Here is a 15,053-nt window from a genome sequence, read left to right as displayed (position 1 = left end):
CGAGCAACATTCAGAACATAGCCCTCCGTGCCCCGTTCATTTCCGCGAAACTGTTTCGCTGCACACTTATCCCATTATCGGAGGCGCGTGCCCGAGCCGGAAAAGAGGGTCGGCGACACAGGAGGAAACAGGGACACATGGGTCTGTTCGGCACCATCAAACCCGGACTGAGGAAATCTCAGGCGGCCATTCTGCATCTTGATCTGCTGGGGTCCATGGCCGTTCAGATGCTTGACGGAACAGCCCTGACACCTACAGGCGCCAAGACACGTGGCCTGCTTGCCATCCTCGCCCTTTCGGATCGCCGCCCCGTCACACGAAAAACCCTCGCGCATCTACTCTGGAGTCGGCGCTCTGATGAACAGGCACGCGCATCGCTCCGGCAGGAAATTCACAGGCTGTCAGAAGCGCTCAGCCCTCTCGGCACCGATATTCTGGACATCCAGCGCCACGCCCTGACGCTGAAACCAGTTCTCACCACGGTTGATGCGGAGCGCTATCTGAATGCCTCCCCATCCGGCATCCTGAAGCTTCCTGAAACCGATTCCACTCTTCTGACCGACCTCGAAGCTGTCGACCCGGCGCTCGATGAATGGCTGACACAACAGCGCAATCGCCTGAACCATCATCTGACAACAGTTCTGGAACAGGCCCAGTCATCGCTTCCCGATCCGGAGCAGCGGATAGCCGCTGCAAACAGACTGCTCCGTCTTGATCGCCTGAATGAAAACGCCTGGAAAACCCTGATGCGCGAGCTGGTCAGGACAGCTGACACCAGCGCAGCCCTTCTGGCAGCGGAACAATGTCTTTCAACATTCCGCGACTCTCTGGCGAATGAGCCGTCCACCGCGACAAAATTACTGATTGACGAACTGCGTGCGTGTCAGGGCGCTGGCCGACCGACCACCCTTTCCGACTCCCCGTCAGGAAGGATTGATTCCTGCGAAACCAGTTTTCCGTCAGAGAGGGCCTATCTCTCTGTCACAAATGGAACCACACATACCGCAAAAGGTTGGGGTATCAGCAACCAGACGATCGCCAGCGTCGGCTTTTCCCCTCTCCAGCCCGAGCTTCTGACTGCTGTCACGCCGGAGCTTGAGAATATCCTGGATCAGACGGCTGTCGGTCTTGCCAATCAGGGCTTCCTGTCGGTCTTCCCTCCTTTCCACACGCCTTCGCAGCATGAGTCTTCAAAGATCGAGACAAGAACGTCTGGCGACTATCTGGTCCAGACCAAAATACAGACCAGTCTTACACCCGACCCCATAGAAGGAACACTTCATCAGCAGGTCAGACTGATTGTCCGTGTAACGGACCAGCGACGGGAAGGCATGATTGTATGGGCCGAACGCTTTCCGATCACACCGGAAAACAGTGATACCGTTGCCGCTCTGCTGACGTCCGAAATCAGCTGGCGAATCGCGCTGGCGGAAGCGCGGAATTCAGCCAACCGTCAGGCTGACGAGCTGACGCCTCTGGAAGCCGGACTGAGAGCCTTCGCCTTCATCAACCGCAAGGAACCCACCAGCTTTCTTCCTGCGGAGAAACTGCTGCACAGCGCGCTCAGGCGTGACCCTCAGCATCCCTTTTTGCTGCTGACCGCAGCCCTCTTCGGGCTTGTGCGCTCCTATGAGCAGTGGGCGCCAGAAAAGATTGATCGTGAACGCACGGCAGCGATCGAGGCGGCACGTGGACTGATCCGCATCATCCCTGAAACGCTTACCGGTCGGCTGATACTGGCCCGACTTCTGCTGGACAGACCATCGGAACGCGAAGCAGGGCTGCGTCTGATCGAAGAAGCGAAACCCTTTGCTCCGTCTTTGGGCATCACCATCGCCATTGAGGCCTATGCCCTGCTCATGAAAGACAGTCCGCAGGAAGCCGCCGCCAACCTGAAGACTTTCCGCAGAAGTCATCCCACACATCCGTTCGTCGATCTGTTCGACATGGACGTGGTGCTCATTTTCCTGCTGGGCGGCAATGCGCGGGAAGCCGTGGAACGGTCCCGCATCGCAGTCAGCCTGTCGCCGACCCGCATCTCCATGCTGATGCTCCATCTGGCCGGTCTTGCAGCCCTTGGGAAAGCAGACAATGTGTCTGTTGTGAATGAACAGGCTGAGGCCCGTTCCCAGCTTCTCCGGCTGATGCCGGATTTCTCCCTTGAAACCGTGCGCGCTCATTACGCCCGTCTCCCTCCGCCACAGCTTTCGGCGTTTCTCACACTGCTGGAACGTGCCGGAATTCCAGCCACGCCGTCGGCCCTTGCACACCAGACGCAGCCAGCGCTTGGCGGAACCTCCTCAACGGGATATGAAAGCTCCTCAGTCGTACCCAGTTCCTCCGTGCCCTGAATACCAGAAGGTCTTGCACCGGGTGGGGGCGGCTGGCGGGTCTTGCTTCAGGAGTTGCAACACCAAATGGCCACCACGCACGTTCGTCAGTCCTTGTCGTTCTCCACCCGCTTTGCTCTTCTGACGCCTGCCATGGCCTTGCTGCTCGGGCTGACCTCCTGCTCAGGCGGTGACAAGGCCAGTGACCTGACCGCTCCCCGGAACCAGCTTATCAAGGAAGATCGCAGCGCCACGGGTGGTGATGATCAGCTCAGCGGCGGCGTGAACGCCTATCTGTGGCGTGGCGCGCTGGATACGCTGTCCTTCATGCCAATTTCCACGGCGGATGCAGTCGGGGGATTCATCCTGACCGATTGGTATACTCCTCCGGCGACACATGGCGAACGCTTCAAGATCACAGCCTACATACTGGACAAACGTCTCCGCTCGGACGCCCTGCGGGTGAGCGTGTTCCGGCAGGTCTATGACGCCGGACAGTGGACTGACGTGCCACCGGCTGCGAACACCTCCTCCGACATCACTTCCAAGATTCTGGCCCGTGCACGCCAGCTTCGCGCCGATAACGGCAATAACGACAACTGACCCCGCACAGTTGTCAGCTCCGGCCGGGCTCATCTTGAGCCCGGCTGTGTTTCCCGGTGGAACGTCCTCTTCAGGACCGACCGTCTCCTGTTCTTTTCGCCATTCTGGACCGATGCCATCATGACTGCCGACGATACCCCCGCAAGCTACGATTTCCGCTCGGTGGAGACCCGTTGGCAACAGGAATGGGACAAGGAAGGGGTGTTCACCGTCCCTGACGTGCCGCCTGCCGACAAGCCGAAATACTATGTACTGGAGATGTTCCCCTACCCGTCGGGACAGCTTCACATGGGCCATGTCCGCAACTACGCGCTGGGTGATGTCGTTGCCCGCTACAAGCGCGCGCGCGGCTTTTCCGTACTGCACCCGATGGGCTGGGATGCCTTCGGTCTGCCCGCCGAGAACGCAGCCCGCGAACGTGGCGTGCACCCGAAGGAATGGACGCTCGCCAACATCGCCGCGATGCGCGAGACGCTGAAGCGCCTTGGTTTCTCCCTGAACTGGGACCGCGAGATCGCCACCTGTCTGCCAGATTACTACGGCAAGCAGCAGAAGATCTTCCTCGACTTCCTGAAAGCCGGTCTGGTCGACCGTCGTGAGTCCTGGGTCAACTGGGACCCGATCGACAATACGGTTCTGGCCAACGAGCAGGTCGTCGACGGCAAGGGCTGGCGCTCGGGTGCCCCCATCGAGAAGAAGAAGCTCTCGCAGTGGTTCCTGAAGATCACGCAGTTCGCGCCGGACCTGCTGGACAGCCTCAAGACGCTGGATCGCTGGCCGGAGCGTGTCCGCACCATGCAGGAGCGCTGGATCGGCCGCTCCGATGGTGCACGCCTGCGATTCCCGCTGGCGCATCCGCCTGCCGGTTTCAATGAAGATCTGAACGCGGTCGAGGTGTTCACCACCCGCCCGGACACGCTGTTCGGCATGTCGTTCCTCGCCATCGCGGCGGATCATCCGCTGGCAGCCAAAGTCGCCGAGACCAACCCGGAAGCCGCCGAATTTATCGCCGAATGTCGCCGCATGGGCACGTCGGTGGAAGCCGTCGAAACGGCTGAGAAACGCGGCTTCGATACTGGCCTGAAAGTCAGCCACCCGTTCCTGCCGGATGCCACTTTCCCGGTCTGGATCGCGAATTTCGTGCTGATGGATTACGGCACCGGCGCCCTGTTTGGCTGCCCCTCCGGCGACCAGCGTGATCTCGACTTCGCGCACAAATACAACCTGCCTGTCGTCCCCGTCGTCCTGCCCGCTGGCGAGACTCAGGACAGCTTCACCATCACCGACAAGGCGTGGACCGGCGACGGCACCATGATCAACTCGGGTTTCCTCGATGGCCGGACCACCGACGAAGCCCGCAAGGAAGCCATCCAGCGTCTGGAAGCCCTCGGCGTCGGCACCGGCGTGGTGAACTGGCGTCTGCGCGACTGGGGCGTATCCCGTCAGCGTTACTGGGGCTGTCCGATTCCCATCATCCACTGTGAGACCTGTGGCGCGGTTCCCGTGCCCGACGCGCAGCTTCCGGTCGAACTGCCTGAGGACGTGACGTTCGACCGTCCGGGCAATCCGCTCGACCATCATCCCACATGGAAGCATGTGGACTGCCCGAAATGCGGCAAGCCCGCGACGCGCGAGACCGACACGTTCGACACATTCGTGGATAGCTCGTGGTATTTCGCCCGCTTCACCGCACCACATGCGGCTACGCCGACCAACAAGGCGGCGGCTGACGGCTGGCTGGCCGTGGACCAGTATATCGGCGGCATCGAGCACGCGATCCTGCATCTGCTCTACGCCCGGTTCTTCACCAAGGCGATGAAGGCCACCGGCTATCTCGACGTCTCCGAGCCGTTCTCCGGCCTGTTCACACAGGGCATGGTGAACCACGAGAGCTACAAGGACGTGAACGGTGCGTGGCTCTATCCGGAAGAGGTCGTGCGCACTGGCACGGGGGCGACGCACCATGAAACGGGCGAGCCGGTCACCATCGGTCGCGTCGAGAAAATGTCGAAATCCAAGCGCAATACAGTCGCGCCGGTCGCCATCATCGACCGTTTCGGCGCAGACACAGCCCGCTGGTTCGTGCTGTCCGACAGCCCGCCGGAACGCGACATGGAGTGGACGGAAGCCGGTGTCGCCGGTTCGGGTCGTTTCGTGCAGCGTCTGTTCCGCATCGTGAAGCAGGTGGCCGCAAGCTGCCCGGTCGATGCTGCGCCGTCCGCAGGCGACATGCCCGAAGCGGTCGATACGCTCCGTCGTATGACGCACCGCACCATCGTCGCCGTGACGGAGGCGCTGGAAGCCTTCACTGTGAACGTCGCCGTTGCGCGTCTGCATGAGCTGACGTCCGCCCTCGCCGATGCAGAGAAGAAGGCCGGTGAAGACGGCATGGCCTTCGCCCGTCGTGAGGCAGCCCGCACGCTCTGCCTGCTGACCGCGCCGATGATGCCGCATCTGGCTGAAGAGCTGTTCGCCACACTGGAGCCCGGCAAGGGGCTGGTGGCCCAGCAGGCATGGCCGGAAGCGAACCCCGAATTGCTGGCCGTCACGCGCGTCAAGCTGGCCGTGCAGATCATGGGCAAGCTGCGCGGCACGATCGAGGCCGAGCCGGATGAGGCCGCGGACGCAGTGATCGCCCGCGCCGAAGCCGAGCCGAATGTGGCGCGGCTTCTGGAAGGCCAGAGGATCGTCAAGCGCATCCATGTGCCGAACCGCATCGTCAATTTCGTGGTGGCGAAGGCAGGATGATGACCGACCGCAGCTCTCTCTCCCGCTGGTTGCGCAGGCAGGCCGCTCCAGCCCTGCTTGTCCTTCCGCTCCTTCTGGGTGGCTGCGGTTTTCACGCGCTTTACGAAGACACGAAGCTGAGTCCCGGCATCAGCGAAAAGATGAAGCGGGTCTATATCGCCAGCATTCCCGAGCGGTTCGGGCAGATGACCCGTCTGGCATTGCAGCAGGAATTCGCCGGAGCCGGACCGGAAGATCCGGACGGTTACACCCTGCAGGTCAATCCCGGTCTCGAACTGGAAGCCATCGACGTGCATGAGGACAACACGACCGGACGGATGCGGGCGGTAGGCCGGGCACACTGGTCGCTCTATACGGTGGAACAGACGCCCCGCCTGCTGGCGCAGGGAGAGACCACCACCATGGACGGTATGAGTAACACGTTCGAACAGTATTTCACGCAGAACCTGAACATGGAGGCTCTGGAAGCCCGTATCGCGAAGACACTGGCGGAAGGCGTCACGCAGCAGGTCGCGATCTGGTTCAAGACGCAGACTGCTGGTGGGGCCAACAACAAACCGGCCCCCGTTTTCTATCCCAACACCGACCTGATGCCGCGCTCGGACACGGAACAGCCTGTTGACCGGGCGGGCCCGGATGGTGTGCCCGCCATGGCGACCGGACGTCTTGATCCCAATAATGACGACCCGACCAATTGATCCCGGCTTCACTGCACGGATGAGAGGGAAGGCTTTTTCTCCCCCTCCCTTCTTTCCGTGGTGAAGATCGATTCCCGTTCGGTCGGGAAAGTGCTGGGCGCGCCTGATAACTGGCGCTTCGTACTCCTCCACGGTGATGATAGTGGCCTGATCCGGGAACATGCAGCCGCACTGACCCGTCAGTCCGCAGGCTCGCTGGATGATCCGTTCCGGGTCTCCCTTCTTGCCCGTGATGACCACTCCCGTTTTGAGGAAGAAGCGACTGCGCTGTCCCTTGATGGCGGCCGACGGGTTGTCTGGGTGCGTGAAGCGACCGACGGAATGGCCGCCGCCGTCACATCCGTTCTCGACAGTCCCGCAAACAGCCTGATCATTCTGGAAGCCGGTGCCCTCCCGGCACGCGGCAAGCTCCGCAAACTGGCGGAGACCCGACCGGATTCCGCATCCATCGGCTGCTACCCGGAAGAAGGGCGGGCGCTTGAAGCTTCCGTGCGCCGGATGCTGGAAGAGCGGCATGTCCGGATCAGCAGTGAAGCCCTGGCGTGGCTGGCTGGTCGGTTAGGCGCGGACCGGGCCGGAGTCCGCAATGAAGTGGAAAAACTGGCTCTCTACGCGGGAGAAAATGGTGAACTGCATCTCGATGACCTGATGCTTTGCATTGGCGATTCCGGATCGGCCTCGGTCGATGATGCCGTTTTTCTCGCCATGGAAGGAGACAAGGCCGGGGCCGATCTTGCGCTGGAGCGAGCCCTGTCCGAAGGCGCGAACCCGGTGGCCGTAGCCCGTGTTCTGCTCAGCCACATTGGACGTCTGCGCCGGGTGAAGGCGGAGCTTGAACGCGGACAGAGCCGGATGGACGCCATGAAGACACTGCGTCCTCCCGTCTTTTTCAAGAAGCAGCAGTCATTTGAACGGGCGCTGGATGCCTGGTCTCTTCCGGCTCTGCTGGATCTGGCCAAACGGACACAGGCGTTCGAGTTCGCCTGCAAACAGACCGGCTCCATGGATGTTCTGCTGTGCCGTCGTCATCTCGCCGCAATCGCCGGCAGGGCCGCGCTCAGCCGCCGACGCTGACAGAGCATATACAACTGGTTGCCTCTTGCAGGGAGCGCTGATTTTCCCACCGGTTTCCTGATCGCAAACGGTTTCCAAAGGCAGGCCTTTGGCGGGGTTTGGGGCAGCGCCCCGTAAATCTCTCCCGGCAAAAAGCTACAGCAGAAGAACCATTGGTGTCAGTCGTCTGCGAGACCGCCAGCAGACCCGGCAGGTGACGCTTCTTCCTCGACAATGACGCCCTCCGCCTCTTCAATCGGTGCGGGACGAGGGGCCAGCAGGTCGGCGGTGTTTTCTGCCGGTCGTCTTGGCGAGGTCGGCATATCGCCCATCAGCTCCTCCCGACGCGGCAGGTCGTTGAGGCTCTTCAGACCGAAATGGCGCAGAAAATCGGGCGTTGTACCCCACAGGACCGGGCGTCCCGGCACTTCCTTACGGCCACGTGGCGCGATCAGCGATTCCTCGATCAGCGTATCAAGTATGTTCTGATTGACGCTGACTCCGCGGATTTCCTCGATCTCGGCGCGGGTACAAGGCTGGTGATACGCAATGATCGCCAGCGTCTCCATGGTCGCCCGCTGAAGCCTGCGTGGCTTGGGCATGATCCGCGTCAGTCGCGGAGCAAGATCAGCGGCGGTGCGAAACTGCCAGCCTCCTGCGACCTCTACAGGCACAACGCCGCGCCCCTCATACCGGGATACAAGCGCGGTGAGCACGGCGCGCACATAGGCCCCGATATCGTCCACCGTATCAGGGATCAGTCCCTGTCCCTCAAGCAGTCCGAGAATGGCACGGGCGCTAACGGGATCGGTGCTGGCGAAAATCATCGCCTCCACAATCCGGACCGCTTCCTCAGACGGTACTGTCTGGACCGGCGGTTTACTTTCGCTCTGCATGAGCGCCGCAATCACGGCTGCCTCTTCGTCCCTAGACTCGACGGTTTCAGAAAGGGGAGCTTTTCCTTCAAGCAGCACATCGATCTGCACAGCAGCCGTCGGCTCTGTCAGGGTATGACTCTCGGACAACGCCTCAGACGGAGCGGCACCGTTTTCATCCGGTGGCTGCACAGTGTCATTCATGCTTCTTCCCCTTGCGGCCTGAGCATGATGCGCCCGAACGCCTCGTCCTGTTTCAATTCCAGCATGCCGCTCTTGGCCAGTTCCAGCCCGGCGATCAGCGTTCCAGCCATGGCCGCACGGCGGATACGCACGCCCTCGACCTCATCGGTGCCATCGGGCAGGTCCGGCATGAAATCGTCCAGCGCGTTCCAGCCGGGCGGCGTGCTACCCAGCAGCTTACGCAGTCGAGCCAGCGCATCCTGCACGGACCAGAACCGGATGGTGCGCGGCGTATAGACACGGTGACGCGCTGAACGGCGGATAACGGCCATATAGGCTCGCATCAACTGAGGCACGTCCAGCGCCAGACCGGACCGGTCGATTTCCACAAGCGTTTCGCTGGCACCACGCGAAAAGACATCGCGTCCAAGCTGCGGACGGGACGCCATCCACTCAGCCGCCGCGCCGATTCGGGCCAGTTCTTCCAGTCGGGCCGCGAGAAGTTCCGCCGCGTCCTCGGCTTCCTCATCGGGACCGTCTTCCGCAGGCAGAAGCAGGCGTGATTTCAGCCAGGCCAGCCACGCCGCCATGACCAGCCAGTCGGCGGCCAGTTCCAGCCGGATCGACCGGGCAGACTCCACAACGGCAAGATACTGTTCGACAAGCTGGAGGATCGAGATTTTGGCCAGATCAACCTTCTGCGCCCTGGCAAGATCGAGCAGCAGATCAAGCGGTCCCTCGAATCCCTCCAGATGCAGCAGGGGAGACCGAAGCTCTTCCCCTTCTTCCTGCGGCGCTCCCGTCCCGTCTCCCTTTTCCGGGCTGCACATGCCCCGAAAGCCGCAGTCAGACAGCATGAACTCAGGGGCGCAGGACGTTACAGGCATGCCCATGTTCACGCAGGCTGTCACAGAACGCCCGGGCGGATGCGATGCTGTCGAATCCTCTCGTGCGCAGACGGTAGAAAATCGCGTTGGTGTGGGTCACCTTCTCGATCACAGGAGAACGTCCGGCCAACAGATCGGGAGAAACGCTCTTGATCCTGTCCCACTCCTTGAGAGCGGCGTCCTGAGAGTTTAGGGCGGCAAGCTGGACGCCATAAGGCCCGGACGTCGCGGCAGGAACGGCGCGGGTGGCCTTCGATGCTTCGGGTTTCGCCGCAACCGGTTTCGCTTCAGGGCGGCCTGTTGGGACAACCGGCTTTTTGGCTTCGGGCGGCGCTTCTTCAATCGCACCATTCCCGGCATCCGCAGCAGGCGCTTCATTGCCAGCGGCGGAAGGCGCGCTCGTGCTGTCCTCGCTCGGCAGTCCCTTGCCGGGAGGCGCTTTTTCAGGATCAACAGGGGCCGCGGTGTCTTCCGCCGCAGGAGCCTGATCACTCCCGACAGCGGCCGTCTTTTCATCCGCTGGAGCCGCATCCTTCGCGGGCGCGTCCTGCGGCGCGTCTTCTTTCGCAGCGGCCCCATAACGGGCCGCCAGCGCCGCCGGATCAGGCTGCTCAGGAGACGGCGCAAGATGCGTCGCTCCCTGCTGCTCTGTCTCCATGGGCGGCGGCATCATGTCGTTCAGTTCCATCCCGCCCGGATCGAGAGGCTTCTCACGAATGGGTTCAGGAGGCGGCCCGAACACCGGAATACCGCTCTGGTGATGCCCTATCAGCGACCAGCCGCCCACACCGACCAGCAGCAGCGCACCGAGCCCCACTGCGCCATAGGTCAGTGCACGAGTTGTCTTGTCCGCAGGCAGGAGCGAGCCGAGCGCAAACGCCCTGGTGCCCCGGTTACGGCGCGGAGGGGCAGGATCGTCATCATAATCCGTCGCCATGCGCTCGCGTGCACGGCTGAGACGGTCTTCGTGTGGGTTGGGTGGCGGAGAATCGGCCTCGGTCATCGCATTTCCTCGACGGGTTCAACACCCATGACAGCCAGACCGGAGCGGATGGCCATAGCCGTCGCCGCTACCAGCGCCACACGGGCCAGTGTTCCTTCACGGTCATTCTCCTGCAGGAAGCGCAGGGTGGTTTCATCGCGGCCCCGGTTCCACAGAGCGTGGAAGTCAGCAGCCAGATCGCCCAGATAGAAGGCGATACGATGCGGCTCGCGAGCAGCAGCGGCTCCTTCGATCGTGCGGGGCCAGCTTGCAATCCGGCGCAGCAGCGCGATCTCGGCGTCGGCGGTGAGCGCCTTGAGAGAGACCGTTTCCAGCGCAGCCGATGTAACAGCCTCTGCGCCCAGCATCTCTTCGGCGGCACGCAGGACCGAGCGGCAGCGGGCATGGGCATACTGCACATAGAACACCGGATTGTCGCGGGTCTGCGCCACCACGGCGTCCAGATCGAACTCCATCTGCGCATCGCTCTTGCGGGTCAGCATGGTGAAGCGCACGGCGTCCTTGCCCACTTCATCCAGCAGGTCGCTCAGCGTCACAAAGGTGCCAGCGCGCTTTGACATGCGGACCGGCTGGCCGTCGCGCACGATATGCACGATCTGGCACAGCGGCACTTCCAGCGGCACCTTGCCGTCAGTCAGCGCCTTTACGGCCGCCTTCATGCGGCTGACATAGCCGCCGTGGTCCGCACCCAGCACGTCAACCAGCACCTGCTCACCGCGCTCGATCTTGTCGAGGTGGTAACCGATGTCATTGGCGAAATAGGTGTTGGTACCGTCCGACTTGCGCAACGGACGGTCCACGTCGTCGCCGAATTCGGTCGAGCGGAACAGGGTCTGCGGTCGGGCTTCCCAATCGTCGGGCAGCTTGCCCTTGGGTGGCTCCAGCACGCCCTCGTAAAGCAGACCTTTGGCCTCGAGCATCTTGATGGCGCGGTCAGTCACACCATCAGCCAGCACCTTCGCTTCGGAGGTGAACACGTCGTGCTTCACGCCGAGTGTCAGCAGATCCTCACGGATACCGTCCATCATGCGGGCGACGGCGAAATCCTTCACAAGCGTGAACCATTTTTCGGCGGGGGCAGGCTTTGCGCCGTCCTCGGCAAGCGAAGTGCCGTGCGCTTCAGCCAGAGCCTGTCCGATGGGGATCAGATACTCGCCCTGATATTGCAGACCATTCGGGGTGATGGCGTTGAATGCCTCGGCATCCATCGTCGAGCCGATGGCCTGAAGGTAACGCCAGTAGGTGGCCCATGCCAGCGCCGCGACCTGATTGCCCGCGTCGTTGATGTAGAATTCCTTGGTGACGTTGTAGCCGGCCTTGTCCAGCAGATTGGCCAGCGCGTCACCGACGACTGCACCGCGACAGTGACCGACATGGATCGGGCCGGTCGGGTTGCAGGAGACGTATTCGACGTTGACCTTCGTGCCCTTGCCGATCTGCGAGTCACCGAAAGACTCGCCAGCTTTCAGAACGGCGGGAATAACGTCCTGCAGGACGGAATGATTGAGGGTGATGTTGACGAAGCCCGGGCCAGCAGCCTCGGCGGAGGCGATTCCCTCAACGCCGAGAAGCGATGTCGCAATATCCGCGGCAATGTCGGCGGGCTTGCGACGAGCCGGTTTGGCGGCGATCAGCGCCGCGTTCGTGGCCATGTCACCATGCGCGGGGTCGCGTGTCGGAGTCAGTTCCACGCGGGCGAGGAGATCCTCGCTGATATCCGGCACGATGCGACGCAGGACATCCAGTACATGTGCGCGGTAACGTTGGAACAGACAGTCAGACATGCGTGCGGGCTCCCCCCTTTTGTTTGGCGCGTTGTAAGTCAGCGCCCCTTGATCCAGCGGATGTCGTCATACAGCGCAATGACGGGAAACGCGACTGCGGCAGAATCGAAAGAACGATAAACCCGATCAGCGCCGCAAGTCGGTCGCCAGTTCATCACCGAACCCGCCCGCGTCACGGAAAAACTCCCGCAACAGTTCCAGAAAGGCCCGCACATTGGCGTTGGACTGCTGACGCGGCAGCATGACTGCGTAGAGATCGACTTTTTCACCATAAAAATCAGGCAGGATTCGGACCAGTCGCCCGCTGGCGATGTCCTTGTACACATCGCTGAGCAGCTTGTAGGCGATTCCGCGTCCAGAGACCGCCCAGTCATGGATGATTTCGCAGTTGGTGCTGGAAAGCTTCGGGTTTACCGTGACCACATGCTTTTCGGTCTCGTTGCCGACGGCCCATTTATTGAGAACGGTCATTGTCTTCTGTCGCCGGATACACAGACATTCATGATTGACGAGATCATCCGGCGTTTCCGGCACAGGCCGATTCTCGAAATAGGTGGGAGAGGCACAGAGCACCCGTCGCGTGGTGGCGAGGAGCGTGACGATCGATCCTGGCGTGTCGGGCAGGCCAAGGCGGATATTGATATCCAGAAGGCCGTCGCCGGGGTCGTGTATGCCTTCGCTGGCCAGCACGAGACTGATCTGAAGCTGGGGATAGCGTTCGCTGAACGCTTCGATGAACGGGGCGATCTGTCGGCGCCCCAGTTCCATCGGCGCGCCAACAATCAGGCTCCCCTGCGGCTCGCTACTGGCTGAGGCGATCTCGTTTTCAAGCGTATCGATTTCCGCAACGATCACCAGCGCCCGCTCGTAATAGACCTGCCCGGCCTCACTGAGACGAAAAACCCGGGTGGTTCTGATGATGAGCGTGACACCAAGCCGGGCTTCAAGGGTCGCCAGTCTTCGGGAAATGACAGCCGGTGACGTGCCGACAGCGCGGGCGGCGGCGGTGATACTGCCCGCATCGACAAGGTTGATAAAAAATCTCAGATCGCTGGCTTCGCCCTGCATGTCACTGGTCCATTGTTGCGTCAGCTGAAAAAGCGTTTTGTTTTTAAGGCCGCTACCGGATCACCATTTCTTGAGCGCATACTCCACTCAAATCAGAGGAGTTATAGACGTGAATATCGTTCAGGAGAAAAGTCCCAAGTCGGCAGAAATGAAGTCTGTTGCGACAGGTGCCGCTGCTTCCGATGAAAAAAACAAACATTTGTCTGAGCTGGTTGGCGAAGATCTCAAGAAGGCCCTGATCGGCACATGGCAGCTTGTTTCCTATCAGGTTGAGTTGCAGGAAACCGGCGAGTTCATTGATGCGATGGGCGAAACCCCACGTGGCCGTGTCATTTTCACCCCCGACAACTGGGTGGCTTTCAATCTGGAAGGCAGCAACCGCACGCCTGCGGAAACCGTGGACGATCATCTGGCGCTGCTGAACACGCTGGTCGCCTATATCGGTCGCTATCGCATCGAGGGAAACCAGTGGGTCACCACTGTTGAGACTGCCTGGGCACCACAATGGGTCGGCACCGAGCAACGTCGCACGGTGAAAGTGGATGGCGAGTTTGCCAGTGTTATTACGCCCTGGAGGAAAATGCCGAACTGGGGTGGTGGCAAGATGTCCCGGAGCATCATCCGCTTCCGCCGAGCTCATTAAGTCGCCTGGTCATGGTTCCGAGGATCTGACGGCACACGGACTGCAAACAGGGCTTTTTAATGCCAAAGCCGCATAAGATACGGCGCTGACAGCTTTCATTCTTTTAAGTTTTTTACAATCAAGAGTATCGGCCCAACGCCAGATATATTCTGTAATAGATGATGCTGTTCAGGAAATCGATTTTCGTCTGAAATGATCCAGCGAACTCGCGTTTCCATATCTTAGGGCGTGTCATCAGTTAATTCCGATGAGGACGAAGACGAGTTGAACGGCAGCGAGGAATGTTGACAACAGCTTGTCGTATCGTGTTGCGATGCCTCTGAACTGCTTCAGTCTGGCAAAGAACCGTCCGGTTTCGTTTCTCTTTTTGCAGAGCGGGAAGCTGATTTGCCGTGGATAGCACCGGTTTCTCCTTGACGGGATAACCGGTGTGCTGCGCCGTTCCTTGGGTTTTTCGATGAGCGGCACATCACAAGCCTAACCGGCGATTATGGTCTTGGGATCGACTTCATCCAGAAGCGGCTCTGCTTCATTGATACCGGCTCTCTGCCCGGAAGTCAGGGAATAGAGCCACAGCCTTTCCCGTGGCATCGACGATGACGTTGATCGTCGTGGTCAGTCCGTCACGGGACCGCCCGATGGCCTGATGTCGGAAAACCTGCCGCTATGGCTTCATGAGCTGCAAGACACATTCCTTCAAACAACGATGGCTGAATATAAACGTGTAGATGCTCAAGAAAGGCCGTCGCATCTTTTTTTATAAAACCCCAACCAGAGACACTTCATTCTGCATATCATAACGGCTGATCATGTGCTGAAACTCAGCCCTCCGATGTCCTTCTCCGACGAGCGTCAGACACACACGGTCTGCCTAAGCGAGTTTTTTTCTGAAAAAATGTAATCCTTCCTGCAAGAAAACAGTTTTTCTGTTCTACAAATCTGGCGATACTGACCAATCGCAGCACTCCATCACCAGTCCAGTAATCAGAAACCATGATTGAAGAGCCACAGCAATAAAGTGGTCAGGACATGACTTGGCTTGTTGACACTCCCACATCAATCTCCAGAAACCGTGCCACTGCAGGTGAATCTGCAATCCACAATTCCAAAAAATTCTGAATTGCTTTGATATAGGATCGAACAGTCGCACCTGTCAGTTTGCCAGAAACCTGCCCAAC

At 60.4% G+C, this 15,053-nt stretch carries 11 protein-coding genes; 6 read left to right on the top strand and 5 right to left on the bottom strand.

Annotated features, from left to right (window positions below; all coding sequences use genetic code 11):
• The first annotated feature begins 137 nt into the window (after window positions 1-137).
• From EMQ_RS12245 to holA, 5 genes are all read left to right on the top strand, one after another.
• Window positions 138-2,351 (top strand): BTAD domain-containing putative transcriptional regulator, encoded by a 2,214-nt coding sequence (locus tag EMQ_RS12245; RefSeq protein WP_010666382.1) that lies wholly within the window; start codon window positions 138-140, stop codon window positions 2,349-2,351.
• 66 nt (window positions 2,352-2,417) lie between these two features.
• A complete protein-coding gene (locus tag EMQ_RS12240) occupies window positions 2,418-2,933 on the top strand; it encodes a DUF3576 domain-containing protein (protein WP_010666381.1) in 516 nt (171 codons plus the stop codon).
• A gap of 120 nt (window positions 2,934-3,053) precedes the next feature.
• Window positions 3,054-5,681: a leucine--tRNA ligase gene (gene leuS / locus EMQ_RS12235; RefSeq protein ID WP_010666380.1), complete on the top strand. Its 2,628-nt coding sequence runs from the start codon at window positions 3,054-3,056 to the stop codon at window positions 5,679-5,681.
• Window positions 5,681-6,379 (top strand): LPS assembly lipoprotein LptE, encoded by a 699-nt coding sequence (locus EMQ_RS12230; RefSeq protein WP_010666379.1) that lies wholly within the window; start codon window positions 5,681-5,683, stop codon window positions 6,377-6,379. Before leuS ends, EMQ_RS12230 begins: the two co-directional genes overlap by 1 nt.
• Window positions 6,380-6,439: 60 nt before the next feature.
• On the top strand, window positions 6,440-7,453 hold the full coding sequence (holA, locus tag EMQ_RS12225) for a DNA polymerase III subunit delta (protein ID WP_026200044.1): 1,014 nt from the start codon (window positions 6,440-6,442) through the stop codon (window positions 7,451-7,453).
• A 158-nt stretch (window positions 7,454-7,611) separates the two neighbouring features.
• On the opposite strand, the gene scpB is transcribed toward holA, so the two are convergent.
• From scpB to EMQ_RS12200, 5 genes are all read right to left on the bottom strand, one after another.
• On the bottom strand, window positions 7,612-8,328 hold the full coding sequence (scpB, locus tag EMQ_RS12220; protein WP_231368045.1) for an SMC-Scp complex subunit ScpB: 717 nt from the start codon (window positions 8,326-8,328) through the stop codon (window positions 7,612-7,614).
• Between the two features lie 179 nt (window positions 8,329-8,507).
• Window positions 8,508-9,320: a segregation and condensation protein A gene (locus EMQ_RS12215; RefSeq protein WP_373278063.1), complete on the bottom strand. Its 813-nt coding sequence runs from the start codon at window positions 9,318-9,320 to the stop codon at window positions 8,508-8,510.
• Window positions 9,321-9,351: 31 nt separating this feature from the next.
• Window positions 9,352-10,380 (bottom strand): SPOR domain-containing protein, encoded by a 1,029-nt coding sequence (locus EMQ_RS17325; RefSeq protein WP_010666375.1) that lies wholly within the window; start codon window positions 10,378-10,380, stop codon window positions 9,352-9,354.
• Window positions 10,377-12,164, bottom strand: a complete 1,788-nt coding sequence (gene argS, locus EMQ_RS12205; RefSeq protein WP_010666374.1) for an arginine--tRNA ligase — start codon at window positions 12,162-12,164, stop codon at window positions 10,377-10,379. Before argS ends, EMQ_RS17325 begins: the two co-directional genes overlap by 4 nt.
• Before the next feature lie 126 nt (window positions 12,165-12,290).
• Window positions 12,291-13,232: a LysR substrate-binding domain-containing protein gene (locus tag EMQ_RS12200; protein WP_010666373.1), complete on the bottom strand. Its 942-nt coding sequence runs from the start codon at window positions 13,230-13,232 to the stop codon at window positions 12,291-12,293.
• Window positions 13,233-13,341: 109 nt separating this feature from the next.
• On the opposite strand from EMQ_RS12200, the gene EMQ_RS12195 reads away from it, so the two are divergent.
• Window positions 13,342-13,875 carry a lipocalin-like domain-containing protein gene (locus tag EMQ_RS12195; RefSeq protein WP_010666372.1) on the top strand — a complete coding sequence of 178 codons (534 nt, stop codon included), beginning with the start codon at window positions 13,342-13,344 and terminating at the stop codon, window positions 13,873-13,875.
• Window positions 13,876-15,053: the final 1,178 nt, after the last annotated feature.

The organism is Acetobacter aceti NBRC 14818 (genome assembly GCF_000193495.2).
Lineage (GTDB): Bacteria > Pseudomonadota > Alphaproteobacteria > Acetobacterales > Acetobacteraceae > Acetobacter > Acetobacter aceti.
This window is presented reverse-complemented; position numbering and strand designations above follow the sequence as displayed.

Bases quoted from the DNA above. Each gene is read 5' to 3' on its own strand.
- EMQ_RS12240 (WP_010666381.1), top strand. From the start codon at position 2,418: ATGGCCACCACGCACGTTCGTCAGTCCTTGTCGTTCTCCACCCGCTTT.
- EMQ_RS17325 (WP_010666375.1), bottom strand. From the start codon at position 10,380: ATGACCGAGGCCGATTCTCCGCCACCCAACCCACACGAAGACCGTCTC.
- EMQ_RS12230 (WP_010666379.1), top strand. From the start codon at position 5,681: ATGACCGACCGCAGCTCTCTCTCCCGCTGGTTGCGCAGGCAGGCCGCT.
- leuS (WP_010666380.1), top strand. From the start codon at position 3,054: ATGACTGCCGACGATACCCCCGCAAGCTACGATTTCCGCTCGGTGGAG.
- EMQ_RS12215 (WP_373278063.1), bottom strand. From the start codon at position 9,320: ATGTGCAGCCCGGAAAAGGGAGACGGGACGGGAGCGCCGCAGGAAGAA.
- argS (WP_010666374.1), bottom strand. From the start codon at position 12,164: ATGTCTGACTGTCTGTTCCAACGTTACCGCGCACATGTACTGGATGTC.
- scpB (WP_231368045.1), bottom strand. From the start codon at position 8,328: ATGCAGAGCGAAAGTAAACCGCCGGTCCAGACAGTACCGTCTGAGGAA.
- EMQ_RS12245 (WP_010666382.1), top strand. From the start codon at position 138: ATGGGTCTGTTCGGCACCATCAAACCCGGACTGAGGAAATCTCAGGCG.
- EMQ_RS12200 (WP_010666373.1), bottom strand. From the start codon at position 13,232: ATGCAGGGCGAAGCCAGCGATCTGAGATTTTTTATCAACCTTGTCGAT.